This window comes from Bacillus sp. V33-4, from assembly GCF_002860225.1.
GTDB classification, from domain to species: domain Bacteria; phylum Bacillota; class Bacilli; order Bacillales; family Cytobacillaceae; genus Bacillus_BJ; species Bacillus_BJ canaveralius.
Map to the genome: position 1 here is coordinate 167,066 of NZ_PGVC01000024.1, position 25,493 is coordinate 192,558.

A 25,493-nucleotide genomic window follows, 5' to 3' on the forward strand; every position below is an offset into this window, starting at 1 on the left:
TTTCATCAGCCTATTGCAGAATTTTTGATCTTATGAGGTCAGTTTATTCTCTTTTGCCATGAATACTTCAGGATATCCGTAGCTGCCGTGCTCGCTCATATCCAGTCCCATAATCTCTTCTTCTTCTGTTACTCGAAGCCCTTTCATCGCTTTCTTGGCGACGAATAAAATTGCGAATGAAACGGCAAATGCATAAGCTCCTGAAACTGCTACCCCCATTAATTGAACGCCCAGCTGGGTAAGCCCTCCACCATAAAATAACCCGGGTAAGCCAACAGTTGCAAGTTCTGGTGTTGCAAAGAAGCCGGTTGATATTGTTCCCCAAACTCCAGCTGCGCCGTGAACGGATAAGGCATAAATCGGATCATCAATTTTTCTCTTTTCAAAAAATCTTGCACTATAGAACACTAGCATTCCTGCGACAAACCCGATCACAACCGCTGCCCATGTGTCGACAAAAGCACATGATGCGGTGATTGCGACCAACCCGGCAAGTGCTCCGTTCAGCAATGTCGTTACATCCGATTTACCCATTACGACCCATGAGATTAACAAAGCGGCAACAGCACCGGCTCCGGCGGCTAGATTTGTATTCAACGCAACGAAACCGAAAAATCCACCATCTACAGAAACCGTACTGCCCGCATTAAATCCAAACCAGCCAATCCATAAAATCAATACCCCTAAGGAAGTATATACTTGGTTATGCCCGTAAATGTTATTGGCCGAACCATCTTTATTATACTTGCCGATTCTTGGTTTAAGCAGTAGTGTCGCAGCCAGGGCAGCCATTGCACCAGTCAAATGCACCACGGTGGATCCGGCGAAATCCTGTTTACCATGTTCCGCCAACCAGCCTCCGCCCCAAATCCAGTGGGCAACCACCGGGTAGACGAGCGCGGAAAACAGAATAGTGAAGACTAAGTAGACCGATAATTTAGCGCGCTCCGCAAAGCCTCCGAGCGCGATGGTAATCGCGATTCCTGCAAAAGCCAATTGAAATAGGAAGAAAACCGATGAAGAAAGATTGATGCCTTCAATTTCATAACCGGAATAAAAAAAGTGGGAAAGACCAACGAAAAAGTTCGCATTATCACCAAAAATAAAGCCAAATCCTACTGCCCAAAACACAAGTGAGGCAAGCCCAAACGTAAAGATCGTTTTTCCTGCGATATGACCCGCATTTTTCATTCGAGTCGAGCCGGCTTCAAGCAGAATAAATCCACCGATCATCAAAATGACTAAAACTGCTCCTACCATTACCCACAAGCTGTTCATCAAAAAGATGGTGTCCATACATTTTCCTCCTTTTTTCAATGTATTTTTCATAACATTTCATGTTAGAAAATATAACATTGATTTATTATTTCTTATTTTAACCGATTTGAATGATCTGTCAATGAAAATTTTAAAGTTTCTGATTGTTTAATGTAATAAAATATAACATTAATAATTGATTCATTAAGATAAAATCATCTGCAGACGGTTTTTCGGAGGTGTTAAGGAGAAAATAAAAAAACAAAGCTGACTTGTAAAGGATTGAATCCCAAGTCAGCTTTGTTCTCATATTGTTTGTTAGTTATTTGACTTCTTGCGGTTGACAATCGGATAAATGATAAATCCGGCCAGGAACAGCCCAATTCCTAAAGAAAATGTTTGCAGATCCGCAGTTCCCGATCTGATCACATATAGCGAATAGACCAACGCCAATGCCGCAATGATGCCATCAAGAACACGCGGTCCTTTGATGAGATCATATGTTTCTCCTTTAATCGTCAGCTTCAAGAAGAAAATGGCTGAGACAAGATAAGGAATTAAATAAGCAAGTGTTGCCGATGTTGTTAAAAAGGTATAGGCCTCACTGATCGTCCCGGAAATCGTCGAAAAGATAAAGATCTGTGACATTGCATTTGTAACCGTAAGGGCACGAACAGGACTTCCATTTTTATTTACTTTCGCAAAATAAGCCGGGAAAATGCCCGATTTTGCCGCTTGATATGGAACTTCTGAGCTTAGCAATACCCAGCCGATTGTTGCGCCAAATAATGAAATGACTGCGAGCACTCCCATAATCGTCCCACCGTTGTCGCCAACCATAGCGGACAGGGCGTCAACAAAAGGTTTATCAGAGGCTCTTAATACTTCCTGAGGTAAAATACCCATGATGAGCATCGTAATTCCCATGTAAATAATGAGCGCAATGAATAATCCAATGACGGTTGCCCGGCTGACATCCCGCTGCGATTTGGCGCGCCCGGATAAAATAACAGCCGATTCAATGCCAACAAATGCCCATAGCGTTGAAATCATGACTAAATTGATTTGGCTGGCAAGATTGTGCGTTTGCCCCTCAGCATCGACTACTGTTGTATAGAACTCACCCAAGTTGGAGGACTGGAAAGCAAACAAGGCAGCAACAATGAATAGTAAAAATCCGATAACCTTTGAAACTGTTGCAACGAAATTTAATTTTCCGGCAGCATTGAGGTTTGTTATTACGATATAATGAGTTCCCCATAGCAAAATCGTACAAACGATGAATGTAACCAATCTTCCTGCTTCAATTGGCTGGCCCCCGATAGTAAAGAGAACAGCAGAGCTGCCCATTACCGGGAAGAAGGTTGACAAATATCCGGCTAAGCTCGTGATGATCGCAACATTACTGATCCAGTTTGCGACCCAGTATCCCCAGACCATGCTAAATCCGGCTAATTTCCCTTTACTTTCGGATTGGAACAGAGCACGCGCATAGCTTTGCGGACCTGCCGTTAAATCAGGACGGCGAATTGATAATTTCCCAAAGACCAGTGCGATCATCAGAACTCCGAAACCTGTTATGATCCAGGCAATCGTAACTCCCATAGGGCTGGCAATTTGCGCCAGTGTACTTGGAAGCATAAAAATCCCCGAACCTACCATATTTCCAACGACTAAAGCTGTCAGCAGCCAAAGTCCCCAATTTTTTTCATTCATGCAAAAACCCCCAAGGAATCTAGTATTTAAACAATAAAAAACGCGTAGGTATAGTGTACCCGCGCGTTTCTGTGAATATAAAAAAACCCGCATCCTATCTCGTTCATAGCTCTCCCCAGAATAAATCTGCGACAGTCCTGCACCTATTCGATGCAGTCCCAGCGTGAACGGCTGTGTGGGTCCATCCATACTTCGGCAGCAATTCCTTTCACTCTTCGTCTCAGATCCCAACAGACCTCAGAAAAAGCTACTCTTAATTGCCGCAACCTCTACCTCACCGAGATAGCGATGAGGATTTTGTTCATATGAAATTGCTAGTATTGAGAATAGCAACAACGCAACCATCTGTCAACAATCCCGCTAGAATTCAGATTAGTTGTTATTATTAGTCTGTTCGGGTATTTTGCTCGTCGGCCAAAAAAATAAAAACTTTGGTTTGCGCGCAGGATGTATTTTTTATTCAATGTATTCAAATACTGTTAATGATATTCGCGAATATCACGTTATCACGTGTTTTAGCATATTCTATCCTATTATGAGGTGATTCAAAATGAGCTATAAAGATCACTTGGATCCACATTCTCAACAGTTTCACCATAATTGGACGAGACGTAAGCGCGCGAGTTCGCAAGTAAATGGACACACTCAGATGTCGCAAATGACCATTATACTAAGAAGTAACGCAAAGGCTCACAGGTGGTAAGGATATTTCTGAACTGAAAAGAAAGAAGACTTCTTCGGTCTTCTTTCTTTTTATATTAGTCGGGATACTCCTAATGGAACATCTCTGCCAATAAATGATAGGAGTAAATTTTATCTTGAAAATCATAAACATTGGTTATGATCATAAATTCATCTGTCCGGTAAAATTCACTTAAACGGAGAAGTTCATCTCTTACTTTCTCAGGTGTACCAATAATCATTCTCTTGCGGTTTTCTTTTACTTTTAATCGTTCCTCATTTGTTAAGTTCATGCTTTTCACTTCTTCGATCGAAGGGATACTTGTATCTGTCTGATTTCCCACCGCCAGCAGCCACATATCCTGGCTCAGTGCCATCTCCTCAGCTTTTTCTTCTGTCGAGGCGCAAACGACAAAAACACAGACATTTGCTGTTGGTACCGTTAAATATTGAGATGGTTGAAAGTCATTTCGATATTGGTCCATCGCTCTTTGCCCGTTAACAGGAGTAATGAAATGGCCATAAGTAAACGCTGTGCCGTTTTCAGCCGCAACCCGCGCACCCCGGTGTGTTACTCCCAAAAGCCACATTTGCGGAAGCGATTCTGTTGTTGGGAAGGCATGAACATCGTGAAATTGGTGAGCATCAGGCAAGCTGTTGTTTAAAAATCCTTGCAGGTCTTTGACCTGTTGCGGGAAGTCATTCATACTTTTTCTTAACCCATCTGTCAGCGCTAACCGGGTAGATGGCGAGCCTCCAGGTGAACGCCCAATTCCGAGGTCGATGCGGTTCGGAAATAATGCCTCTAAAACCTTGAAATTTTCAGCTACTTTATAAGGGCTGTATTGCGGGAGCAGAACCCCGCCCGAGCCTACGCGGATTTTTTTCGTCCTCGAAGCAAGATGAGAAATTAGAATTTCAGGCGCTGAGCCTGCAAACCCGTTCGTATTATGGTGTTCAGCCACCCAAAAACGGATAAATCCAAGCTCTTCTGCTGTTTGAGCAAGTTTCACAGTGTTTCGGAATGTTGAGCTTGCATTTCCTCCTTTACTGATAACAGATTGGTCCAGAACACTCAATTTCAAACAAATTACCTTCTTCCTCTATAAATAGCATGACAATAATGGTCTACTTACCATACCAACCTATTATAGTTTTCAATTTCAATATCATCTATTATGCAAGCTTCGGACTGATTTTTTTAGAAATGAAAAAGAGCTATTCTTCTAAAGAGAGAAGATATAGCTTCAAATCTTGGAAACAGTTCAAGCGCATTAAATATCCCTGATCCGCTCCGGATGTGTATAAACATTTAATGATTTGTTGCGGATAAAACCCACTATGGTAATCCCCAATTGCTCTGCTAATTGCAAAGCGAGTTCAGTCGGGGCTGATTTTGACAATATCACTTCACAACCGATTTTTGCCGCTTTTAATAAAATTTCTGATGAAATTCGGCCGCTGAATACGAGGCTCTTATCATCAATGGCAATGTCATTTCTTAAGCAATAGCCATAAATTTTATCAAGTGCATTATGGCGCCCGATATCCATTCTTCCAAGCAAAATTCCATTTCCATCTCCCAGAGCGGCATTATGGACGCCACCAGTATGATGGAAAGTAGTGGCCGATTGTTGCATATGATTCATCAACTGAAAACAGTCGTCAACAGAAAGTGATACGGTGATTCGCTCCATCTTTTTGGCAGTCAGAGCATCGTTTACGAATACAAAGCCCTGCCGTCCCATTCCGCAGCATGAAGTTATATAGCGTTTGCTTTGAAAATCGCGGAAATAAGGGTTGACCCTGGAAGTTTTCACATAAGCAAATCCATCTTTTTCCTTCACCCATATCTCTTCGATATCTTTATAGCGGCGAATAATACCTTCCGATGCCAAAAAACCTGTTACCAAATCTTCGATATATTCAGGAGTGCAGACGATCGTCACAAATTCCTCGCCATTGATTTTGATAGTAATCGGGTACTCGGTCACAATCGTATCTTCGACCCTGTTCAATTCACCGTCTCCATAACGCAGAATGTCTCGTCTCACTTCTATCGGTTTTTCCACGGCCACGACCTCTTTATGCTTTGTACTTCTTGTAAAGTAATCATTAACAAGGCCCTATAGCCTGGCTTAGGGGATGCCCACCATTAAAGGACATCCCCTTAATTAGTTTAAAAGAAATCATTTTGTAGATAATCCAATTTGCGGTCATTTTGACAGTCTTGGCAAACATGCAACAATGTACCTTCCATTTTTGTTGCCTCATCATGTTCTGCTTCCTCAGTTAATCCGCATACTTCACATGTTTTCATCAGCGCTTCCCTCCTAAAACTTATTTTTCGACCCGATAATTTTCAACCGGTTCAGCCTGGTAACCCCTATCAACAAGTGCATATTGAAAGTCTTCATAAGATGCCATTCGTTTATCGAAAGTAAATACGGCTTGATGGTTTTCTAAATGGACCTCAGCTCTGCCGATTCCCCATACATCAAGCAAGGCATTCAACACTTTATTTGCATCCTGCTGATTGGACATATTTTTCACGAAAAAAACGCCTGTTTCCACATCATCTCCCCCTTTTCCTATTGATTATTTTGCTTATTTTTCAGAAATGCTTGTCCCATTCCTTCAAGGAAATCAACCATTGTCGTCATTGCGGCCCTGATCTCGGGGCTGCGCAGCCTCCTTCTCATTTTCCATATTGTCTGCTTCTCGCCCTGTTGCCCGGTCTTGGATAAGCGTTTCAAGCCAAGGCCGACTCCGTCAAGAATGGTTTCAAGCTGGGTGGGTTGCAAACTGCCAAGGAATTTAAATGCACCCATGCCATTTTTGATTGTATTATGCATTTCCGGCTGATTGATTTGCTGAATCGCGATAACCCCTACTTCGGTACGCTGGTCGATGAGCCCATGCACAATCTCAAGGACCCTCATTTCATGCAAGCCTTTTAAAATCCCTATCGTCGACATAATCGCTTCGCGGTTTTTCGTGAGCTCCTCTAAAATATCCGAGATGGCCTGGGCCTGTTCCTCCGCAGGGTTGGGAATGGCCTGCTTAATTTGCCTGATTGCCTTCGCCATACTCATCACCTCCCATTTCGAACATTTCCGGTATTGGTGTAAAATCAGCCCGCTTCCATTTTTCTTCAACCCTCACACTGATTTGCGGCACACGGTTGCCATAACGAAAATTTTCCCTTGGAAGCGGCGGGTGTCCTTCCACTTCCAATACGTCCATTTTCACACTCATTTCCTTATAACTTGGAGTGTGGGTGATGTAATCATGGTAGCTGCTTGTTAAGCGATTGACAGCCGAAATAATTTCCGGTGAGTGCATTGGGAAATAGAGTTCATTACCCTGCACCCGGTCAGTAACGATCACGCGGATCTCAGTATGCCCGTATGGTGAGGTAAGCCGTACCAATGAACCGTCTTTCAGGCCTCTTTCCTTGGCAAGCTCATGGGAGACCTCCAGCCATGGCTCAGGCACTTTGTGTGTGATGTCTTCACTGCGGTACGTCATATTGCCTTCATGGAAGTGCTCAAGGATCCGTCCATTGTTGAGATGGAGATCGTATTCCTCACCAGGTTCATACGGCTCTGTCCAATCAACCGGAACAAGTCTCGCCTTGCCATCCTGAAAGCCAAACCGCTCTGTATACAGCAACGGGGTGTCCTGCCCGTTTGGAGCGACTGGCCACAACTGGCTGTTCCAGCCTTCAAGCCGATCGTAACTGACGCCGGCAAACAGCGGTGCGAGCTTGGCTACTTCCTCCATAATTTCACCAGGGTGTTCATACTTCCAATTGGCTCCGAGCCGGTTCGCCAGATCCTGAAAGATTTCCCAATCGGGTCTTGCTTCTCCCAGCGGTTCGAAGACTTTATAAAAGCGCTGGATGCGGCGTTCGGTATTGACAAATGTGCCGTCTTTTTCAAGATTTGGAGCAGCTGGCAAAACAACATCAGCAAACTGGGCAGTCCTTGAGAAGAAGATGTCCTGGACAACAAAAAAATCAAGCTTTTCGAAATTCGATTCAACATAGTTTGAGTTGGAGTCAACCAGGGCCATTTCTTCTCCAAAAAGGTAAAGAGCCTTGAGCTTGCCTTTATCAATTCCTTCTACCATTTGGTGGTTGTTCATGCCTGGATCGGCCGGGAGCGACACACCCCATGCTTCTTCATATTTCTCCCGAACCTGTTGGTCTTGTACGGGTTCATAACCAGGGAACCATGCAGGCAAAGAGCCAAAGTCGCATGCCCCCTGAACATTGTTATGACCCCTGAGCGGGTAAGCTCCTGTTCCGGGACGACCGTAATTGCCGGTAATTAATAACAGGTTGCAGATCGCCGTGCTTGTGTCGGTTGCTCCCGTGTGCTGAGTTATGCCCATTGCCCAGAGGGCACATACCGTTTTCGCGTCATGGATCATCGTCGCGATTTGAATTAAAGTGTCCCGGGAAATTCCAGTTTTTTCTTCGGCATACTCAAGCGTGTATTTCTCAAGGGAATCTATATATTTTTCCAAACCGTTAACCCTGCTTGCCAGAAACTCCTTAGCTTCCCAACCTTGGTCAAGAATATATTTGGTCACGGCATTTAACCAAATAAGATCCGTGCTTGGCTTCGGATGGACGTACAGATCTGCCCGCTGCGCCAGTTCATGCTCCCGCAAGTCGACAACGATCAGCTTTTGCCCGAATAATTTATGGGCACGTTTCACGCGTGTCGATAAAACCGGATGGGATTCAGCAGGGTTTGCACCAACAACGAGGACAAGCTCGGCTGAAGCGATATCCCTGATCGTGCCGGTATCGCCTCCCAATCCAACCGTCCGCATTAGAGCGGCAGTTGCCGGTGTTTGGCAGTAGCGGGAACAGTTATCGACATTATTGGATCCCATTACTGCACGGACAAATTTTTGGAACACATAATTATCCTCATTGGAACATTTCGAAGATGCAATATATCCGATCGAATCCGGGCCATGCTTTTCTTTGATCTCAGTCAGCTTGTTGGCAATCAAATTCAGAGCCTCATCCCAGGTTGCTTCCACAAATTCCTCTCCCCTGCGGATTAACGGCTTTGTTAAACGCTCAGGACTGTTGATAAAATCCCAGCCCCATTTACCTTTCACACAAGTGGAGATACCGTTAACCGGTGCCTCTTCGGTGGGCTGGATCCTGAGAATTTCCCGGTCCTTTGTCCAAACCTCAAAGCTGCAGCCGACTCCGCAGTATGTGCACACCGTTTTTGTCCTCTTAATACGGGCTTTGCGCATCGCTGCTTCCACTTCCGATATCGCAAAAATCTCCTTATATCCTGGCTCGACTTCCTTTGTTAAATCGATCATCGGCGCCAATATCTTTGGTGGAATCCCAGTTAAATAGCCAGCTTTGCCAATCATCGATTTTTCCATTAAGGCATTGCACGGGCACACATTTACACAGTGGCCGCAGGAAACACAGGAGGACTCATCAATCGGAACATCGTTATCCCAAATAACCCGGGGCACTTCCCGGTTCCAGTCAATCGACAGCGTCTCATTGACCTGTAAGTCCTGGCAGGCTTCGACACATCTTCCGCATAGAATGCACTGATCTGGTTCATACTGGTACATCGGATGCGAAAGGTCCGGTGGATATGGTTTCGCCTCAAATTCGTATTTTTGGTGTTCAATCTCCATGTACTCGGCCGTGTTGTGGACCGTGCAGTTTCCATTGTTGTTATCGCAGACTGTACAGTACAATTCATGATTTTTTAAAATTCGGGACATTGCTTCGTCCTGAGCCTCTTTAACCGGCTTGGAGAAGGTATCAATCTCCATTCCCTGCTCCACTTTTGTCGCACAGGAGCGAACCAGATTTCCTCCCACATTGACAAGACATGTATCACACGTTTGAATTGTTCCAAGATTCGGGTGATAGCAAATACTAGGAATAAATAAATCCTGTGCCTTGGCAACATCCAGAATCGTTTGTCCAGGTTTAGCGGAGTACACTTCTCCATTAATTTGCACTGTGAACATTGTTTCCGTCATCATCACTTCTCCTAACTATCAGATTGTCTCCCTCATGCCTCCGGGGCTGCGTAATCTTTGTAAGCAATCCAGTACAGTGCCGCTACAAAAACAGCCCCTCCAATCATATTTCCAATAAATACCGGAATGAAATTTGATATGTAGTCGCCCCAGCTAAAATGGCCTGCGAATATCGCAGCCGGAATGACGAACATGTTGGCGACAACGTGCTGAAATCCAATCGCGACAAATCCCATAATCGGAAACCAGACAGCAAGTATTTTCCCGGCAACATCCTCGGCACCATACGATAGCCAGATCGCGAGACCGACCAACCAGTTACAACCGATCGCTGAAAAAAACGCTTCCCAAAAGTCTTCATCCAGCTTTGCCCCTGCGATTGCGACTGTCTTCTCTAAATATGGACCAGTGTCTGTCAGACCGGCGATATGGCCAAAGCAATAAGCGACAAAGAGCGATCCGATAAAATTGGCGATTGTGATCCAAAACCAATTGCGTAACAGGCGGGTTAACGAGATACGCTTTGATAAGAAAGCCATAGAAACGGCCATCATGTTTCCCGTTAACAACTCCGCCCCGCCAACGACGATTAATATGAGTCCCATTGGGAAGACTGCCGCACCTAAAAAGGCCCCAAACGTTCCCCAGTCTTTCGGTAAATCCGCTGTCACCCTTATATCTAACAGATAGCCCAAAGAGATAAATGCTCCGCCCAAAAACCCTAATACAAGCATGCTCCGAATCGGTAATGTCGCTTTCCGAATCCCGATCTCTGTTGCTAATTGGGCAATGCGCGGGGGACTATGAAACGCCATTGAGGTTCCCTCCTACTTAAATTCACTTCTTACTATCTGCTTTTTTTCGAGTTTTATTAGGAAAAGTTAGGATAATTTTCGTGATTGGATCAATATATGTTCTTTGTTGTCATTTCTTTGATCGTTTTGGGAATGTTATTAAAAAGATTTATAAATAGAAAGGAAGGCTTGCATGGAGAAGGAAAAGCTTTTTCAAAGAGTGGAGACAATGATCCATTCATCATCAAAAAAACCAAAATACATGTCTCTATCGACAGTAAAAATGGCTGATATTTTTGCGGTAAACCCTTCTGATATTGAGCAGGGATTGGTGGATCTTGTTAATGAAGGAAGGTTGCGTAAATCGAAACTGACCGATCCTCCTTTTAATGAGATATACTTATTGCCCTAGTGTAAAAAGAGCGAAATCCTTGGCGGATTTCACTCTTTTTTCCTTTATCACCGTAACCAAACTTAATGGTTGTGTGTTCCTTTTGATGGATTTGTGATGACAAATCCCTCTTCACCTACATAAAAGTACTGGATCCAGACACCGTCCAGAAAATCTTCACGTTTGTCAAGGAGGATATCAATGTCTTTATCTGTCTTGACGATTTCATCGTGCTCTGTTGGTGTATCAAGCTTTAAATCAAAGTGGGCGTGATCGCCATGGTGCAAAGAAACGTATACGCGGATCATTTTACCTTCTGCTTCTTCACTGCTCAACATCTTTTTTAGTTCTTTCGCTGCATTACGGTTAATTTTACATTTCATCCTGGTTGTCCCCTATTCTATGTTTTCTGTTTTATATTATGGCATTATTGTCGTAAAAAATAAAAAATCCTGCTTTCGCGGGATGTTCAGTTCTAGATCAATATTTATTTTACTGAAAAGAACTTCTTTTGTCCCTTTCTAAGTTCTCTTATTTTGTAATGATAATGTTCCTATTCGAGTCCAACGTAATGACAGTGTCGACCATTTTTACGAACAATCCATTGTCAACAACTCCAGGAATTAAATTCAGGTCGCGTTCTAACGCTGCAGGCTCGAGTATTTCCGGAAAGCTGCAGTCAAAAATATAATTTCCGTTATCTGTCTTAAAGGGAGTGTCGTAAATCTCGCGCAGTTTTGGTTCACATCCAAATCCAGCTAGATGTTTCCGTGTCATCTCATATCCAAATGGGACAACCTCTACCGGGAGAGGAAAATCCCCTAACTTTCCAACGAATTTTGAAGAGTCGGCAATAACAATGAAAGCTTTTGCCGTTTTAGCAATCATTTTTTCCCGTACAAGGGCACCGCCGCCTCCTTTTATCAGATTCCATTCAGAATCGACTTCGTCCGCTCCATCTATCGCAACGTCAATTTCATCTATTACACTACTGTAGCCGACAAGGGGAATTCCCCACTGTCTTGCTAATTTTTCTGTTTGAACGGACGTGGCAACCCCTTTAAGCGAGAGTCCGTCCCGCAGAAGCTGTCCAAGCTTGGCAATCGTATAAAAAACCGTGGAACCCGTTCCAAGCCCGACAATCATCCCGTCCTTTACAAATTCGGCAGCCTTTTCACCTATCACCCTTTTTTCATTCATGCATTGTTCTCCTTTTGCGAGTTTCGTTGATGATATTTATGATGACAACTGTGAATTTGCATTTGTTTCATCCATGTTTTTTTATCAAGGGAGCCGTTTAAGCTCCCCTGCGATCATTACTTATTGAAAAATTGAGTGATGCTTTCGCGGATTGAAGTAGGTTTTCTTCCAATCAATGTTTCTAAATCATTGGAAGTATTGCCTTCTTTCCCACTCGCTATTGATTGATAAAGTGCAATCTGGAAGTGGGCGAGCCCCTCTGGAACACCAGCATTGAGCATTCCGTTTAAAACTTCAGAGTCTGATACAGATTGGTGGATGACCGTTTTACCGGAAACATCGGTAAGAATTTCGGCTAAGTCGTCATAATTCCAGGTTACAGATGATGCTAAGTCATAAACTTTGTTTTTATGTCCGTCTTCAGCAAGGACGGTCGCTGCTGCTAACGCCAAATCACTGCGCGTTACCGTATTAATTGTTCCTTTTCCAGCAGAAGTAACAATTACACCGCTGTCAATGAATGCTTGGAGGCTTGGGTTAACAAACACTTCTTGATAAAAAGCGTTTCGTAAAATCGTAAATGGGATACCTGAAACACGAAGAGTGTATTCGGTTGCCAGGTGAACATTGCCAAGTACAGGAAAAGCACCTTTATCAGCGAAAGCAAAACTTGTATATAAAATATGTTCTACTCCTGCTTTTTTAGCCGCTTCAATTGCAGTAACATGCTTACGGATACGTGCTACAGCTTCGTCTTCCGGTGTTGATATCAGAAGCAGCTTAGCAGCACCAGCAAATGCTTTTTCAAGCGAAGCTGGATCATCATAGTCTCCGTAGCGGACTTCAATTCCCTGGTCTGCAAAAGGAGCGGCTTTTTCTATATTCCGAACGCTGACTGCAATTTCATTTGCAGATACTTTTTCAAGCAGGTGTTCAACAATAAGCTGGCCAAGTTCTCCCGTTGCTCCAGTGATCACAATTTTTGACATCGAATATGTCAGCTCCTTTTTTATTTAGTACTTGGATGGATTATCAAGTATAATCATATATTATGTTACTAGACCATTTTTTTAAAGTAGGCTCTTTTTTATAACATAGTAATAAAAATAGTACCATTGAGAAGGAGTGGAATAATCCATGGCCCGAATTCATTTTCAAGGAGAACTTCCTGCCGGACAGGAAGAGATTTGTCCTGTTACACATACACAAAACTTAATTGCAGGAAGATGGAAAATTATTATTCTCTGGCATTTAAGCAAACAAACAAGAAGGTTTAGTGAATTGCAAAGACTATTGCCCGGAATCTCAAAAGGGATATTGACCCGCCAGTTAAGAGAATTAGAGCAGGACAAGTTTGTTCACAGGGAAGTTTATAAAGAAATCCCTCCTAAAGTAGAATATTCTCTCACACCTACAGGTAAGAGTTTTATCCCGATATTGGACAGGATGGGGGAATGGGGCAAAAAACATCTGGAAAATCAGAAAAACAACCAAGGGGATATATCTTAAAAGCTAAAGCCCGATGTGGCTTTAGCTTTGATGAGTTTTCCTTTTAAACCCGTTCCTCACAGATGTGTTTACCAGAAAGTTATATCAAAAGCCGCATCCAATGAGAAGGCACCGGGACCGGTCAGCATGATTCCTAACGCAACCGCTATCAGCACAACAGTATATTCGATTCCACCCTTGTCAGAAAACAGTCCATTTTTGCCATGAACCGTTTTGATCGCCACAATCATCGGAATAATAATTAAAATCGCAGCCAAAGGCGTTAAAAACCCGAGTAAGAACAAAATACCCCCGATAACTTCACCCCAACCGGCTAATAAAGCCATCTTTTTGCCTGGTTTAATTCCGATTTGGTCAAAAAAAGCACCTGTTCCTTCAGGCCCTCCCCCGCCAAACCAACCGAAGGCTTTTTGGGCACCATGTGCTGCATAGTAAAGACCAACAACAACACGGATAATTAATAGTCCTAGGTCTACCACTCTGTGACCTCCTCGTAAAGTGATGAATCTAATATGTAGTTTGATTATACCCCTAAAGAGCAGCTTTATTCACACCTGGCACAGTTAAAGGAATTGTCACAATCTCATTAAAAATAACTAAGATAGAATCGAAATCATCATCATCCTTTTTAAAAATGTAGTAAGATGGAGAGGAATCCACTGGTAATTTACAGTTCATTTCCTATATACGAAAGGAGTTTTTAGTGTGTCTGAACAGTTTAAAGCATTAATGGTTAATAAAACCGAAAGTGATTTTTCAGTTGATATCAAAAGTATTTCTTTAAACGAGCTGCCTGAAGCTAATGTGTCAATCAAGGTTGCTTATTCCGGTATTAACTTTAAAGACGGCTTGGCTGGCACTCCTAATGGCAAAATTGTCAGGTCGTACCCCTTTATACCTGGGATTGATCTAGCCGGAGTCGTTGTGTCTTCTCAGGACCCCCGTTTTAACGAAGGGGATGAAGTGATCGCAACGAGCTATGATATCGGCGTTTCCCACTATGGAGGCTATAGTGAGTATGCACGCATTCCCGGGGAATGGATTGTTCCACTGCCAAAAAATTTAACCTTAAAAGAAGCAATGGTATTCGGTACGGCCGGTTTTACAGCAGCACTTTCGATCCAGCGCCTGGAAGACAACGGGTTAACGCCTGATAAAGGTAAAGTGCTTGTAACAGGAGCAACAGGGGGCGTTGGAAGTTTAGCGGTTTCAATGCTTGCAAAGCTGGGATATGAAGTGGTTGCCAGTACTGGTAAAGCTGATGAACACGATTTTTTACATAAGCTCGGTGCGAAAGAGATTATCTCTCGAGAAGATGTTTACAATGAAAAAATTAAACCTCTAGATAAACAACTATGGGCCGGGGCTGTTGATCCAGTCGGTGGAAATACTCTTGCTGCTATCTTGAGCAAACTAAGCTATGGCGGGGCTGTTGCGGTAAGTGGCTTAACCGGCGGAACGGATGTGCCGGCTACGGTATTCCCATTTATTCTGCGCGGTGTCAATTTACTCGGGATTGACTCTGTTTATTGCCCAATGGATGTCCGAAAAGAACTGTGGAACCGCATGGCAGCCGACTTCAAACCGGCTAACCTTTTAGATAACATGCAAAAAGAAATCACCCTTGAACAATTGCCAGAAACATTGCCTTCCATTTTAAAAGGACAGGCGCGAGGCAGGATCGTAGTGAAGATTTAGCAGATCAGCGTGACGCGTGCTAAATCAATTATGAACAGAAAAGGCTGCTGAATGCATGATCGGCAGCCTTTTTGTTTTATTATTTCATCAACCTTGATCAGTTTATCGTCGACTTTGCTGATTTATCTTCAACTTCGACTACTTTATCGTCAACTTCACTATATATCATCAACTTCCCCCATTTTATCTTCAAGTTATCAAATATATCTTCAACTTTGACTACCTTATCGTCGACTTTCACAGTACATCTTCAACTCGGATGATCAATTATCAGCCTTTTAATCAAGGAACTCGCTATATTGAGCCCTTACAAGATCAGTTAAGCCAACTTTATCCAAATAGTGGATCGGGGCCAGGAATGTCACGGTGATCACTCCGGGATGACGGCCAATTTCGATTGAACCTGTAATCGTTGCCCGGTTCATTACTTCAGGTACAGTAATCCCAAATACATCTGCCGCCCTCTTTAAACCATTTTCGGTTGCCTCGTTAAGATTCGCGCCTGTTCCAATAAAAGAAACCGGCAGTGATTCTTCTAATTCCTTCACACCCCATTGCCCGGCAAGAGCCTGCGCGGATTCTTTCTCTTTCTTTGTAATTGGTTTGGCTAAATACGGCAGATCTTCTGCAACAGGAAGCAACACAGGGCCATCTAGCTCCAACCCTTTCATAACCTTTGTTTCGAGCGTTACGATTCCTGCGACATCGGCGGTATGCCCTGCAATCTCACCATCGCCTTGCATTGCATGCATATCACCGATATAGACGCCGCCGCCCGGTACTTTTACAGGGCAAATCAGTACAGCTCCTTCACGGACCCTGTTGATATCCATATGGCCATCGGTCCGATCCTCCAGCTGTTCTTTTGTAATCCCGTATTCGTGTGGAGCCTCCACTAAAAATTGCCCAAAGTCCCCTGCATTATGGGAGTCTGGCAATGGTCTTGACGGGGTTGTGCCAAGCTGTCCCAAAAATGGGCGAAGTCTAGCGACCGTTCCAACTAAATCATGAGGGGCAAAAGTGACAATCGGGTTTTGGACCGAGTTCTCAGGCGTTGACATATATGAGCGGCCGTCTTTAGCAATTTCTTCTGCAGCCTCTTTGTTTAGTGTAACGCCCACATTGCGTTTTGCGTCAAAGGCAATCGTGTATCCATTCGTAAACACAAATGGTGTAACATCTTCACCGCAATTTGTGCAGCGAATCGCCTCAGGACCTGTGCCGACAATTTTGGTATCGGGATAGAGTTCTCCGCAGCCCGGACATTTTACTGCGACAAATGGATCACCAAGGAATCGCCCATCTACCGGTTTATCATTTCCTGAGGATGTTGCCAACGAAGTCACTTGAATCGATTTGATTTTAATCGCTATCGCATCGCCTACTTCTGCTCCTTCAACAAATACCGGCCTCGTGACCTCATGTCCGCCACGAATACATGGAGTAATCATCGGGCCCCAACAACCCGGGGTCGTATTTGCAATGATGTGTCCCCCGTCGATAACGGGACCGAGCATTTCTTGTTTCGGATCCAAAATGCCATTTGTAAACTCGTTTACATATAGAGTTTGCTGTGCCTTCATTATTCTTCCCCCAATCAATTATGTAAGCACTTACATTATAACTCAATTAAATTATTTTTTGAGCTTTTCACCTAAAAGTATCAGCAATCTTTCATAGATTTCTATGCACGCAAAAAAGGGATTGCGTTAACCACAATCCCCTGCATAAATGGGTGAACTTTATATTTTCAATTAACAGCCATCGATCCCGCAAGCCATTCCTTCAAAAAATTGGTCATCAGACAGTTGTTTTTTTAGTTCTTCCTCGATAGCTTGTTCAATCGTCTCCTTCGAACGAACACCTGAGAGAACAGTATCACCAATCACAAAGGTAGGGACGGCTGTGATATTTGCTTCTGTGTAAGCGTGCTGGAGGGCTTTTTGATGTTGCTCTTTATACTTTCTCGTTTCCAGAGCTTGTCGATATTCATTTTCATCGAGGCCCACTTCCCCTGCCAGCTTTGTTAAAATGTCAATATTCCCGATATCCTGCTCTTCCTGAAAGAAGGCACGAAGCATACGATCGTTATATTCATTTCCCTTTCGATGTTCCTTCGCATATTGGAAGCCCTCAAAGGCTAAATGTGTATAAGGCTGCGGTGATACTTTTGGAAGCACTATCGGAATCCCGAGACGTTCAGCCATTGGATAAACCGATTGTTTCCATGTATTTCGTAAGTAATCTCCCTCAGGCAGCAACGTCTCATTCGGATATCGACGCAGCTCGTACGGCATCCATTCCACTTCGACATCTTTTCCATTTATTGCTTCTTCAAGAGGTTTTTCTGCGAGGAAACAAAAGGGACAAACATAGTCTGAATAAACCTTTATCTTCAATGCCATCATTCAATTCCTCCAAGCCATAGTCATATCAACATGCTCTGCAATATTTAAAATTGCCATTATTAGTGCCCCTTATGTCCCACTAAAAAAATTCTTAATTTAAAAGGGTTCCTGACAACCTTTTTTAACCCAGACGGTTTGTGAAAGTCAGAGTGGCAGGATCTTTTTGTTGTGTTTCTTTTGAAGCCTGTTTCAGAGCTGATAATTCCGTTGTCAATTCCATAAACCATGGCTCATCATTTGTAATCAGCGCAAGATCGATCAAGTAGCCAAGTTCTTCTTCGTCCCTTTTCTCCGCTACGGATAATTTTGCAACCCATCTGCTTAACGTTGCAACCGTTTTTCCAATCGATTTATCATTATCGCTGTCCAACACGTTCACTTTGATAATTCCGTTTATAGGGTCAATCGTTTCGATATAACCGCGGATTAACTCTCCATTTCGTGACTTCCCCTTGACCCAATCGCCTATTTCAAACCCTTTGTTAGTCGCCGTCATTAACATTCACCATCCATTCAAGAATTTTAGTTTCATATGTTGAATGCACTGAAAAGTTATGATCTATCTGTAACAAAAAATATTACACTTACGTGAATTTCATTGTTATAAGCTAAACCGAAAAACGAATGAAGTTATCTAAATAAACAACACAATGCCGTAGAAACGAATAATAATATCTTAATTTCACATAATTGTTCGTTCTTCAATTAAAGAATTGTTTTATAAAATTCACTCACTTAGAATAAAAATCAAATCAATATCAGTGACACTGTTTAATTTTCTCCAGTACAGAATGAATCGTAACCTGATCCAGGTATTTTACTAAAGAGACTTCTGCTTCATTAAAAATTTCGTCCATCACTTCCGGGATATTCGATGAAATCGGACAGTCCTGTTCTGGATCCCCAGTGCACCCGTGCGGCTTCACAGCCCCATGTGAAATGGCCCGATAAATTTGCGCCAACGTTACTTCGTGCGGGTTGCTGTTGAGAATATAGCCGCCCCCAATCCCCTCTTTTGTCTTCACAAATCCATTTTTACGCAGGCAGCTCATGACTTTGCGAATTCTGGCAGGGTGTGTTGATACATTTTTCGAAATCAGCTCGCTGCTAGCCATACGCCCAGGCAGATAAGCCAAGTAAACCAAGCTATGCACGGCTATAGTAAATTCACTGTTCACTTACGATATCCTCCTAATGAAGCTTACTGTAATTTTATTTGATACAGTTTGTAATGTCAAAGGTTGTGCTTCAAAAGGAGCGATTCGACTGAATTATTTAATCTTTAAAACATTACATATTTTTGTTTACCCGCTACGATCTATATGGAAACTGAAAAGCATTAAAAATAGACGCCTGCTGGATCATTCAGGGCGGGATGATAAAACTTGATCGGCAATTAATCCATAGGAACGAATCCGATCTTCATAGCTGTGTGTAATCGTCTCAATCATTAATTCATCCGCTTCGTATACAGCTTGCAGTTCTTGAAGTTCAGCTTTGACTTCCTGCGGATTGCCGACCACCATTTGTCTTTTGCTATTGTCGATACTTTGGTGATCATCGCTATTTAAGTATTGTCTTGCTTCCTCCACAGAAGGTATGCCGTTCTTGCCTTCGCCTTTTGCCAGTTGAGTTTGCCAAGCGCGGCCGCTCAATGCGAGTTCTTCTGCTTTTTCGGTTGTTTCTGCACAAATGGCGGAAACAGCAAGAATCGATGCAGGACGTTTTAGCATGCCATTCACTTTAAAATCTGCAGTATACTGTTTCAAAATATCCGGTCTTTCTTTTTCGCTCATGAAATGTCCAAAAGCATAGGCAGTTCCATGTTCCGCAGCAAGAATGGCGCTTTTTTCACTTGTTCCAAGAATCCATGGTTGAGGCGAGACCGCAGGAAGAGGAGCTGCAGATATTTTTGAAAACATTTCATCAGCAGAAAAATCGTTGTTTAAAAAATGGAGAAGGTTTTTAACCAGTTCGGGCATTTTTCGAACTTGCTCCAAAAAATTATCCGACAGCGCCATTGTTACTTCAGCGGAACCACCCGGTGCCCGCCCAATTCCAATATCAATTCGATCTGGAAACAGCGTGGCAAGCATATTAAACGTTTCAGCAATTTTGTATGGTTTGTAGTGCGGCAGTAAAACGGCACCAGATCCAATCCGGATCTTTTTCGTGTTTGCGCCAACATATCCTAACATCACTTCTGGCTCTGAACATGCCAGTCCCGGCAAATCGTGGTGTTCAGCGATCCAGTACCGTGAATAACCCAACTTTTCTCCCATTTGCGCCAAGTGCATAGAGGCCTGTAATGCTTGTCCTGCTGTTTTTCCAGAAGAAATTGGCGATTGGTCTAAAATACTGATTTTCATATCTTTTTCCCTCTTTCCAGCTTGCTTCAAAATTGATCCGGACTGGATAACAAAGCGTTAAAGCCGCCGGATAACTGGAGCATAACAGCTCTAATAGCTTCCAACTCCTAAAGGAAATCCGTCCTTATATTCACCGTTGTCATACAGTTTAACAGGCATTTCTCCTTCATAGACGATCGCTACTTTGCTGTAATTCAGCCCTCTTTTCGCCGATTCGTCTGCAGATTTAAGATCATCAAAACGCCCGATATGCTCGCAAACTGCAGCTTTGTCATATAGTTTTACTACAAACATGTTATTACCTCTGTTTTCTTTTTATTTTGATTATCCCTGTTTGGACTAGTACAATTTATTGTTTGCAATAGAGCTTCAGTTCGTTGTGGAATTGTCCTTTAGTGAAACATATTCCGGCTGTTTCTCCATGACATTCTCCATATAGTTCTTTCCCCATTGGTACATCGAGTCAAGAATTGGCATCAGGCTCCTGCCCTCATCGGTCAGTGAATATTCCACTTTTGGCGGGACGATTGGATATACTTTGCGTTTTACAATCAAGTCTTCTTCCAATTCGCGAAGCTGGTTAACGAGCATTCTTTGCGTAATTCCGGGAATGAGTGCCTTCAATTCACCAAATCGCTTCGTTCCTTCTTTCCCTAAATGCCACAAGATCAGCATCTTCCATTTTCCGCCAATAACTGAAAGGGTTAACTCCTTCTCACAGTTAAACGTTTTACCCTGCATCCGTGTCATTCATATCCCTCCATCTCATTAACTTTATTAGTATACTTTTTAACACTATGTAATAATAAAGTGCGTACTTTTAACTATAAAACATACATAGTATAATGACAATCATTCCGGCCTGAGGAAGCATCGAAAGATTTCACCGAAAAAAATTGGGTATATTACTACAGTGCAACCAAGAAAAAATACTAGGAGTGAAAATTCATGGAACTACAATTAGCATTAGATCTTGTCAACATCCCAGAAGCAATAGAACTGGTAAGAGAAGTCGAAGAGCATATTGATATAGTTGAAATTGGTACACCCGTTGTCATTAATGAAGGACTTAGAGCTGTAAAAGAAATGAAAGAAGCATTTCCAAATTTAAAGGTATTAGCAGACTTGAAAATTATGGATGCAGCTGGATATGAAGTGATGAAGGCTTCTGAAGCTGGTGCAGACATCGTTACGATCCTTGGAGCCGCCGAAGATGAATCGATTAAAGGGGCTGTTGAAGAAGCAAAAAAACAAGGAAAAAAAATCCTTGTGGATATGATCGCAGTGAAGGATCTTCAACGCCGGGCGAAAGAAGTTGATGCTCTTGGCGTCGACTATATTTGTGTGCATACCGGTTATGATCTTCAGGCAGTTGGCCAAAACTCTTTCGAAGATTTAGCGACTATCAAGCGTGTTGTTAAAAATGCGAAAACAGCCATTGCCGGCGGGATCAAATTAGAAACTCTTCCTGAAGTAATTAAAGCCCAGCCGGACCTTGTTATTGTTGGCGGCGGAATTACAGGAAAAGAAGATAGAAAAGCCGCAGCTGCAGAAATGCAAAGATTAATTAAACAAGGTTAAGGTCATTATGAATACCACTGAATATTTAGCTCAAGTCATTGAGGAATTAAATCGGAGCATCGATTTAATTGCCGATGAACAAGCAGAGCAGCTTGTGAACGGCATTCTTGAAGCGAAGAAAATTTTTGTCGCCGGTGCGGGAAGATCCGGTTTGATGGCTAAATCTTTTGCGATGCGAATGATGCATATGGGCTTGGATGCTTACGTAATCGGCGAAACGGTTACCCCGAACTTTGAGACAGAGGATATTTTAATCATCGGATCGGGTTCAGGAGAAACAAAAAGCCTCGTTTCGATGGCAGAGAAAGCAAAAAAGATTGGCGGGACTGTTGTAGCTGTTACGATTTTCCCGGAATCAACAATTGGACAATTAGCAGACATCGCGATTAAACTGCCTGGCTCACCTAAGGATAAATCGGAAAATGACTATAAAACAATCCAGCCAATGGGGTCTCTATTTGAGCAAACCCTGTTGATATTTTTTGATGCCGTCATTTTAAGGTTCATGGAGAAAAAGGGATTGGACTCGGGCACGATGTTTGGCAGGCATGCCAATCTTGAGTAGATACATTCACGCAAAAGGCCAAAATCATTTTTGGTCTTTTGCCAAAGGAGAGTTGTAAGATGGCTTCATTGAATGGGAAAACAGCTTTAATCACCGGAGCAGGAAGAGGAATCGGACGTGCTGCAGCCATCGCGTTGGCGAAAGAAGGAGTCAATATCGGGCTAATGGGCCTGACGATGGAAAACCTCGAAAAGGTAGCGGCTGAATTATCGGAATACGGTGTGAATGTTTCTGCAGCAGTTGCAGATGTAGCAGATCTTGAATCTGTTCATCATGCGGTGGAACACATCAGATCAGACCTGAATTCAATTGATATTTTAATTAACAATGCCGGGATTGCCAAATTTGGCGGCTTTCTTGAATTAACAGCCGAAGAGTGGGAGAAGATCGTACGGGTAAATTTAATGGGTGTCTATAATGTAACAAGAGCTGTTTTACCAGAAATGATCGAAAAAAAAGCAGGGGATATCATTAATATTTCTTCATCAGCCGGCCTAAAGGGTGCTCCTGTTACAAGCGCGTACAGCGCCTCTAAATTTGCGGTGCTCGGCTTGACCGAATCGCTCATGCTTGAGGTGAGAAAGCATAATATCCGTGTAAGTGCCTTAACACCAAGCACTGTAGCAACCGATTTAGCAATTGAAACAAATCTTACTGACGGCAATCCCGAAAAGGTCATGCAGCCGGAGGATCTTGCTGAATTTATGGTCGCTCAACTAAAACTGAATCCGCGTGTCTTCGTTAAGACTGCGGGATTATGGTCCACCAATCCATAAACAAGAAAAGAATCGTTCTTTTGGCTAAAATTAGCCAAAAGGCGATTCTTTTTATTTTGAACATATATCCAAAGTGCCAACCCTATTGGAAATAATACAAGTTAGAATCGTGCCTGAATGGATTTTAGTCAACGGGGGAAATTATGGTTAATAACTACACTGAGGTTTAATATGAGGAAATTACTTAAAAAAGAATTTAATAAGAACAAATTGTTTACATATTTCATGTTTAATGTTTTGGTGATTCTCCTGTTAATCGCTAATACTATTTACAAAATCAAAGAAAAAACAGGAAACTATCTCCTAATCGCCATTCTCATATTACTTTTAGCCATCTGCCTGTATCTGCTAATTGATTTTATAGTTGTCATTCCAAACTCCCAATCAAGCTTAAAGGTAATATTTATCGGATCAGCTCTACTTTTAAGCTTAATTATCATCACATATGCAAATTTATATTTCCTTGTATACACTATTAAAGGTCATAAAGCTTTTAGCTTTACCGGTAAAAACCTTTCCGGCGGTGATTTTTTATATTACAGCATAACGACCTTTACGACGACAGGCTATGGTGACATCACATCCATCGGTATCCTTTCTAATGCCCTGGCCGCGTCTGAGATGCTGGTTGGGGTGATCACGGACGCCATCTTTATGGCTATTCTAACCGCGAAGCTAATTAAAAAACTGAATAATTGAAGTATCAAGACCCCTTGCCTTGAAGCTCGTATCTTGAATAAAGGCAGGTCCGGAATACCAGACCTGCCTCATAGGATGCAATCATTATTGATTCAAAGACTTATAATAATGACCCAGTTTATCTGCAGTCAATATCGCCGTATAGACTAGCTCTGGAGTGACATTAAAAGGCATATTATAGATCGTTTCACCGTCCGCACACGCAAGCTCTGCTACTCTGCGAATTTGGTCTTCATTGATTGTTTTTACACCAATATCCTCTAAAGTCAGCGGCAGGCCGACACTTAAACAGAATTGAGCCACTTCGTCAATTTCTTCAGTCGGCGCGTTTTCCAGAACAAGCTGTGTGAGTGTACCAAAAGCAACCTTTTCGCCATGATACATATGGTGAGCTTCTTCTAAAACTGTCATGCCATTGTGAATGGCATGGGCTGCAGCAAGGCCGCCGCTTTCAAAGCCAATTCCGCTCAGATAAGTATTCGCTTCAATTATTTTCTCAACCGCTTCAGTGGTTCCTTTATTCTCAACTGCCAGTTTTGCTTTTAGGCCTTCTTCAATCAAAGAATCATAGCAAAGCCTTGCAAGCGCAATCGCAGCCTCGGTTACATTAGCACCGGCCATGGCTGGTTTATTAGCCCGTTTACAAGCGCGAGCTTCGAAATACGTGGCAAGAGCATCCCCCATACCTGCTACAAGAAGACGTACCGGGGCTGCCGCAATAATCTTAGTATCCATAATGACATAGGTTGGATTAAGCGGAAGGAAAAGATATTCATCAAACTCGCCATTTTCTTTATAAATAACGGAGAGCGCACTTGTTGGCGCATCTGTTGACGCAATTGTAGGGGCCACGATGACCGGGATACTATTGTAGTAACCTATTGCTTTCGCGGTATCAAGCGTTTTACCCCCGCCAATCCCAACGACGACATCAGCATTTACCGATGCACACATTTCTTTTAACCGGCTGATCTCCGGTTTTGAGCATTCACCTTTGAACTTCTCGGCTGTATAGGTATTCTCTTGATTGGCATAGCTGCTTGCGATCGTTTCTTTTGTGAGATTCATAATAAAATCATCCGCTATGATAAAAGCATGCTGTCCCAATTGGGCTGTGTACGATGCGATTTTTGACAGTTCATCAGGTCCCTGTATGTACTTGCTTGGTGAAATAATCATTTTTGTCATCTCTGTGTTCCTCCTGTTTTTCATGAGTATTTTTCTAGTCAACTTTTCTCTAAGGGTGACTCCTTGTTCTGGATTGATCCTACTAATCAACTATTTGCCACACTACATCGTAAATCCTGCTTCAAAGTTCATGCTTGATGACTTTTTAGCGAACATTTCACAAAAATTTAACATCTTGAATATAAATAAGCCCAAGCCGGTGTTCTTGGGAAACCGGCTTGGGCTTATTATTTCAAATTAAAATTTTTTTATGCTATAAATTGGCTTTCCGAACACCAACTCATTCCACTGTGATCGTCAAAAACGTCTTCAGTGCTTCTCCCGGTTTTACAAAATACAATTCTTCTTTACGATTCAGTTCATCTGTCTTGGCCATCCATGGTTCAACACAAATAAAACCTTGCCCCTTCTCTGTCCATAAATACACGTATTTAAATTCTTCGCCGTATTCCATCAAAACCTTCTTGTTTAGTTCCGGCAAAACAAAGGAGATTTCCTTTTTTACTGCATCCGTTAACACTAAGGATTCCTTCTTGTCTGTCAGGTCCAGGCCGTGTATGAGTAAAATGTTTGTAGGAGAATTATTTCCCTTCTCATCCAGATAATGGCGTAGCCG

Annotated in this window: 30 protein-coding genes, 1 pseudogene and 1 riboswitch; of the genes and pseudogenes, 8 read left to right on the forward strand and 23 right to left on the reverse strand. The window is 42.7% G+C overall.

Annotated features, from left to right (window positions below; translation table 11 throughout):
• Positions 1 to 30: 30 nt before the first annotated feature.
• Together CVD23_RS10125 and CVD23_RS10130 are read right to left on the reverse strand one after the other, a co-directional pair.
• Entirely contained in the window at positions 31 to 1,296 is a 1,266-nt protein-coding gene (locus tag CVD23_RS10125; RefSeq protein ID WP_101577339.1) for an ammonium transporter, read from the reverse strand.
• A gap of 279 nt (positions 1,297 to 1,575) precedes the next feature.
• On the reverse strand, positions 1,576 to 2,973 hold the full coding sequence (locus CVD23_RS10130; RefSeq protein WP_101665920.1) for an amino acid permease: 1,398 nt from the start codon (positions 2,971 to 2,973) through the stop codon (positions 1,576 to 1,578).
• A gap of 98 nt (positions 2,974 to 3,071) precedes the next feature.
• A riboswitch (Lysine riboswitch) is annotated at positions 3,072 to 3,253 on the reverse strand.
• Positions 3,254 to 3,523: 270 nt separating this feature from the next.
• Between CVD23_RS10130 and CVD23_RS10135 the strand changes: the two genes are divergently transcribed.
• Positions 3,524 to 3,676, forward strand: coding sequence for a YpzG family protein (locus tag CVD23_RS10135; RefSeq protein ID WP_101577341.1), 153 nt, complete (start codon positions 3,524 to 3,526; stop codon positions 3,674 to 3,676).
• A gap of 70 nt (positions 3,677 to 3,746) precedes the next feature.
• Here CVD23_RS10135 and CVD23_RS10140 read toward each other — a convergent pair whose 3' ends face one another.
• The 7 genes from CVD23_RS10140 to CVD23_RS10165 form a co-directional block, all read right to left on the reverse strand.
• Positions 3,747 to 4,739: an LLM class flavin-dependent oxidoreductase gene (locus CVD23_RS10140; protein ID WP_101665921.1), complete on the reverse strand. Its 993-nt coding sequence runs from the start codon at positions 4,737 to 4,739 to the stop codon at positions 3,747 to 3,749.
• 189 nt (positions 4,740 to 4,928) lie between these two features.
• Entirely contained in the window at positions 4,929 to 5,726 is a 798-nt protein-coding gene (gene fdhD / locus CVD23_RS10145; protein WP_374702627.1) for a formate dehydrogenase accessory sulfurtransferase FdhD, read from the reverse strand.
• 107 nt (positions 5,727 to 5,833) lie between these two features.
• Positions 5,834 to 5,974, reverse strand: coding sequence for a hypothetical protein (locus CVD23_RS21940; RefSeq protein ID WP_180955620.1), 141 nt, complete (start codon positions 5,972 to 5,974; stop codon positions 5,834 to 5,836).
• Positions 5,975 to 5,994: 20 nt separating this feature from the next.
• Complete coding sequence (locus CVD23_RS10150) at positions 5,995 to 6,228, reverse strand: heavy-metal-associated domain-containing protein (protein ID WP_101577344.1); 234 nt, start codon at positions 6,226 to 6,228, stop codon at positions 5,995 to 5,997.
• A gap of 17 nt (positions 6,229 to 6,245) precedes the next feature.
• Positions 6,246 to 6,743: a DUF1641 domain-containing protein gene (locus CVD23_RS10155; RefSeq protein WP_101665923.1), complete on the reverse strand. Its 498-nt coding sequence runs from the start codon at positions 6,741 to 6,743 to the stop codon at positions 6,246 to 6,248.
• Positions 6,718 to 9,702 (reverse strand): formate dehydrogenase subunit alpha, encoded by a 2,985-nt coding sequence (gene fdhF / locus CVD23_RS10160; RefSeq protein ID WP_374702628.1) that lies wholly within the window; start codon positions 9,700 to 9,702, stop codon positions 6,718 to 6,720. The genes CVD23_RS10155 and fdhF overlap by 26 nt, the downstream gene beginning before the upstream one ends.
• 29 nt (positions 9,703 to 9,731) lie before the next feature.
• On the reverse strand, positions 9,732 to 10,514 hold the full coding sequence (locus CVD23_RS10165) for a formate/nitrite transporter family protein (protein ID WP_101665925.1): 783 nt from the start codon (positions 10,512 to 10,514) through the stop codon (positions 9,732 to 9,734).
• Between the two features lie 172 nt (positions 10,515 to 10,686).
• Here CVD23_RS10165 and CVD23_RS10170 point away from each other — a divergent pair, with 172 nt between their 5' ends.
• The gene (locus CVD23_RS10170) at positions 10,687 to 10,905 is read left to right on the forward strand and encodes a hypothetical protein (protein ID WP_101665926.1); all 219 of its coding nucleotides are present in this window, start codon (positions 10,687 to 10,689) and stop codon (positions 10,903 to 10,905) included.
• 62 nt (positions 10,906 to 10,967) lie between these two features.
• Here the strand turns inward: CVD23_RS10170 and CVD23_RS10175 are convergent, their stop codons facing one another.
• From CVD23_RS10175 to CVD23_RS10185, 3 genes are all read right to left on the reverse strand, one after another.
• The gene (locus CVD23_RS10175; protein WP_101577349.1) at positions 10,968 to 11,267 is read right to left on the reverse strand and encodes a heme biosynthesis protein HemY; all 300 of its coding nucleotides are present in this window, start codon (positions 11,265 to 11,267) and stop codon (positions 10,968 to 10,970) included.
• A gap of 148 nt (positions 11,268 to 11,415) precedes the next feature.
• A complete protein-coding gene (gene rpiA, locus CVD23_RS10180; RefSeq protein WP_101665927.1) occupies positions 11,416 to 12,084 on the reverse strand; it encodes a ribose-5-phosphate isomerase RpiA in 669 nt (222 codons plus the stop codon).
• 116 nt (positions 12,085 to 12,200) lie between these two features.
• Complete coding sequence (locus CVD23_RS10185) at positions 12,201 to 13,073, reverse strand: SDR family oxidoreductase (RefSeq protein WP_101665928.1); 873 nt, start codon at positions 13,071 to 13,073, stop codon at positions 12,201 to 12,203.
• Between the two features lie 148 nt (positions 13,074 to 13,221).
• On the opposite strand from CVD23_RS10185, the gene CVD23_RS10190 reads away from it, so the two are divergent.
• Positions 13,222 to 13,593, forward strand: coding sequence for a winged helix-turn-helix transcriptional regulator (locus CVD23_RS10190; RefSeq protein ID WP_101665929.1), 372 nt, complete (start codon positions 13,222 to 13,224; stop codon positions 13,591 to 13,593).
• Between the two features lie 68 nt (positions 13,594 to 13,661).
• On the opposite strand, the gene CVD23_RS10195 is transcribed toward CVD23_RS10190, so the two are convergent.
• Positions 13,662 to 14,072 carry a DoxX family protein gene (locus tag CVD23_RS10195; RefSeq protein WP_101665930.1) on the reverse strand — a complete coding sequence of 137 codons (411 nt, stop codon included), beginning with the start codon at positions 14,070 to 14,072 and terminating at the stop codon, positions 13,662 to 13,664.
• Positions 14,073 to 14,298: 226 nt separating this feature from the next.
• Between CVD23_RS10195 and CVD23_RS10200 the strand changes: the two genes are divergently transcribed.
• Positions 14,299 to 15,291 carry an NADPH:quinone oxidoreductase family protein gene (locus tag CVD23_RS10200; RefSeq protein ID WP_180955621.1) on the forward strand — a complete coding sequence of 331 codons (993 nt, stop codon included), beginning with the start codon at positions 14,299 to 14,301 and terminating at the stop codon, positions 15,289 to 15,291.
• 97 nt (positions 15,292 to 15,388) lie between these two features.
• On the opposite strand, the gene CVD23_RS21945 is transcribed toward CVD23_RS10200, so the two are convergent.
• From CVD23_RS21945 to CVD23_RS10235, 8 genes are all read right to left on the reverse strand, one after another.
• Complete coding sequence (locus CVD23_RS21945) at positions 15,389 to 15,532, reverse strand: hypothetical protein (RefSeq protein WP_180955622.1); 144 nt, start codon at positions 15,530 to 15,532, stop codon at positions 15,389 to 15,391.
• Positions 15,533 to 15,569: 37 nt separating this feature from the next.
• Positions 15,570 to 16,874 carry an acetamidase/formamidase family protein gene (locus tag CVD23_RS10205; RefSeq protein ID WP_101665931.1) on the reverse strand — a complete coding sequence of 435 codons (1,305 nt, stop codon included), beginning with the start codon at positions 16,872 to 16,874 and terminating at the stop codon, positions 15,570 to 15,572.
• Positions 16,875 to 17,045: 171 nt separating this feature from the next.
• Positions 17,046 to 17,696, reverse strand: a complete 651-nt coding sequence (locus tag CVD23_RS10210) for a DsbA family oxidoreductase (protein ID WP_101665948.1) — start codon at positions 17,694 to 17,696, stop codon at positions 17,046 to 17,048.
• A gap of 124 nt (positions 17,697 to 17,820) precedes the next feature.
• A complete protein-coding gene (locus CVD23_RS10215) occupies positions 17,821 to 18,195 on the reverse strand; it encodes an IDEAL domain-containing protein (RefSeq protein ID WP_245917407.1) in 375 nt (124 codons plus the stop codon).
• Between the two features lie 262 nt (positions 18,196 to 18,457).
• Positions 18,458 to 18,877: an RrF2 family transcriptional regulator gene (locus CVD23_RS10220; protein ID WP_101665932.1), complete on the reverse strand. Its 420-nt coding sequence runs from the start codon at positions 18,875 to 18,877 to the stop codon at positions 18,458 to 18,460.
• A gap of 183 nt (positions 18,878 to 19,060) precedes the next feature.
• A complete protein-coding gene (locus CVD23_RS10225; protein WP_101665933.1) occupies positions 19,061 to 20,068 on the reverse strand; it encodes an LLM class flavin-dependent oxidoreductase in 1,008 nt (335 codons plus the stop codon).
• A 90-nt stretch (positions 20,069 to 20,158) separates the two neighbouring features.
• A complete protein-coding gene (locus tag CVD23_RS10230) occupies positions 20,159 to 20,362 on the reverse strand; it encodes a hypothetical protein (protein WP_101577356.1) in 204 nt (67 codons plus the stop codon).
• A gap of 75 nt (positions 20,363 to 20,437) precedes the next feature.
• Positions 20,438 to 20,818 (reverse strand): winged helix-turn-helix transcriptional regulator, encoded by a 381-nt coding sequence (locus CVD23_RS10235; RefSeq protein ID WP_101665934.1) that lies wholly within the window; start codon positions 20,816 to 20,818, stop codon positions 20,438 to 20,440.
• Between the two features lie 198 nt (positions 20,819 to 21,016).
• Between CVD23_RS10235 and hxlA the strand changes: the two genes are divergently transcribed.
• The 4 genes from hxlA to CVD23_RS10255 all read left to right on the forward strand — a co-directional run bounded on the left by hxlA (position 21,017) and on the right by CVD23_RS10255 (position 23,689).
• Positions 21,017 to 21,649 carry a 3-hexulose-6-phosphate synthase gene (gene hxlA / locus CVD23_RS10240; RefSeq protein WP_101665935.1) on the forward strand — a complete coding sequence of 211 codons (633 nt, stop codon included), beginning with the start codon at positions 21,017 to 21,019 and terminating at the stop codon, positions 21,647 to 21,649.
• Positions 21,650 to 21,656: 7 nt separating this feature from the next.
• Positions 21,657 to 22,214: a 6-phospho-3-hexuloisomerase gene (hxlB, locus tag CVD23_RS10245; RefSeq protein ID WP_101665936.1), complete on the forward strand. Its 558-nt coding sequence runs from the start codon at positions 21,657 to 21,659 to the stop codon at positions 22,212 to 22,214.
• 59 nt (positions 22,215 to 22,273) lie between these two features.
• Positions 22,274 to 22,990, forward strand: a complete 717-nt coding sequence (locus CVD23_RS10250) for a 3-ketoacyl-ACP reductase (protein WP_101665937.1) — start codon at positions 22,274 to 22,276, stop codon at positions 22,988 to 22,990.
• 171 nt (positions 22,991 to 23,161) lie between these two features.
• On the forward strand, positions 23,162 to 23,689 hold the full coding sequence (locus tag CVD23_RS10255; RefSeq protein WP_180955623.1) for a potassium channel family protein: 528 nt from the start codon (positions 23,162 to 23,164) through the stop codon (positions 23,687 to 23,689).
• 84 nt (positions 23,690 to 23,773) lie between these two features.
• On the opposite strand, the gene CVD23_RS10260 is transcribed toward CVD23_RS10255, so the two are convergent.
• Complete coding sequence (locus tag CVD23_RS10260; RefSeq protein ID WP_101665938.1) at positions 23,774 to 24,877, reverse strand: glycerol dehydrogenase; 1,104 nt, start codon at positions 24,875 to 24,877, stop codon at positions 23,774 to 23,776.
• A 280-nt stretch (positions 24,878 to 25,157) separates the two neighbouring features.
• Positions 25,158 to 25,493, reverse strand: a pseudogene (locus tag CVD23_RS21950) (hypothetical protein); the annotation flags it as partial.

Bases quoted from the DNA above. Each gene is read 5' to 3' on its own strand.
- CVD23_RS10125 (WP_101577339.1), bottom strand. From the start codon at position 1,296: ATGGACACCATCTTTTTGATGAACAGCTTGTGGGTAATGGTAGGAGCA.
- CVD23_RS10130 (WP_101665920.1), bottom strand. From the start codon at position 2,973: ATGAATGAAAAAAATTGGGGACTTTGGCTGCTGACAGCTTTAGTCGTT.
- CVD23_RS10135 (WP_101577341.1), top strand. From the start codon at position 3,524: ATGAGCTATAAAGATCACTTGGATCCACATTCTCAACAGTTTCACCAT.
- CVD23_RS21940 (WP_180955620.1), bottom strand. From the start codon at position 5,974: ATGAAAACATGTGAAGTATGCGGATTAACTGAGGAAGCAGAACATGAT.
- CVD23_RS10155 (WP_101665923.1), bottom strand. From the start codon at position 6,743: ATGGCGAAGGCAATCAGGCAAATTAAGCAGGCCATTCCCAACCCTGCG.
- fdhF (WP_374702628.1), bottom strand. From the start codon at position 9,702: ATGATGACGGAAACAATGTTCACAGTGCAAATTAATGGAGAAGTGTAC.
- CVD23_RS10165 (WP_101665925.1), bottom strand. From the start codon at position 10,514: ATGGCGTTTCATAGTCCCCCGCGCATTGCCCAATTAGCAACAGAGATC.
- CVD23_RS10170 (WP_101665926.1), top strand. From the start codon at position 10,687: ATGGAGAAGGAAAAGCTTTTTCAAAGAGTGGAGACAATGATCCATTCA.
- CVD23_RS10175 (WP_101577349.1), bottom strand. From the start codon at position 11,267: ATGAAATGTAAAATTAACCGTAATGCAGCGAAAGAACTAAAAAAGATG.
- rpiA (WP_101665927.1), bottom strand. From the start codon at position 12,084: ATGAATGAAAAAAGGGTGATAGGTGAAAAGGCTGCCGAATTTGTAAAG.
- CVD23_RS10185 (WP_101665928.1), bottom strand. From the start codon at position 13,073: ATGTCAAAAATTGTGATCACTGGAGCAACGGGAGAACTTGGCCAGCTT.
- CVD23_RS10190 (WP_101665929.1), top strand. From the start codon at position 13,222: ATGGCCCGAATTCATTTTCAAGGAGAACTTCCTGCCGGACAGGAAGAG.
- CVD23_RS10205 (WP_101665931.1), bottom strand. From the start codon at position 16,874: ATGAAGGCACAGCAAACTCTATATGTAAACGAGTTTACAAATGGCATT.
- CVD23_RS10210 (WP_101665948.1), bottom strand. From the start codon at position 17,696: ATGGCATTGAAGATAAAGGTTTATTCAGACTATGTTTGTCCCTTTTGT.
- CVD23_RS10215 (WP_245917407.1), bottom strand. From the start codon at position 18,195: ATGACGGCGACTAACAAAGGGTTTGAAATAGGCGATTGGGTCAAGGGG.
- CVD23_RS10225 (WP_101665933.1), bottom strand. From the start codon at position 20,068: ATGAAAATCAGTATTTTAGACCAATCGCCAATTTCTTCTGGAAAAACA.
- CVD23_RS10230 (WP_101577356.1), bottom strand. From the start codon at position 20,362: ATGTTTGTAGTAAAACTATATGACAAAGCTGCAGTTTGCGAGCATATC.
- CVD23_RS10235 (WP_101665934.1), bottom strand. From the start codon at position 20,818: ATGACACGGATGCAGGGTAAAACGTTTAACTGTGAGAAGGAGTTAACC.
- hxlA (WP_101665935.1), top strand. From the start codon at position 21,017: ATGGAACTACAATTAGCATTAGATCTTGTCAACATCCCAGAAGCAATA.
- hxlB (WP_101665936.1), top strand. From the start codon at position 21,657: ATGAATACCACTGAATATTTAGCTCAAGTCATTGAGGAATTAAATCGG.
- CVD23_RS10250 (WP_101665937.1), top strand. From the start codon at position 22,274: ATGGCTTCATTGAATGGGAAAACAGCTTTAATCACCGGAGCAGGAAGA.
- CVD23_RS10255 (WP_180955623.1), top strand. From the start codon at position 23,162: ATGAGGAAATTACTTAAAAAAGAATTTAATAAGAACAAATTGTTTACA.
- CVD23_RS10260 (WP_101665938.1), bottom strand. From the start codon at position 24,877: ATGACAAAAATGATTATTTCACCAAGCAAGTACATACAGGGACCTGAT.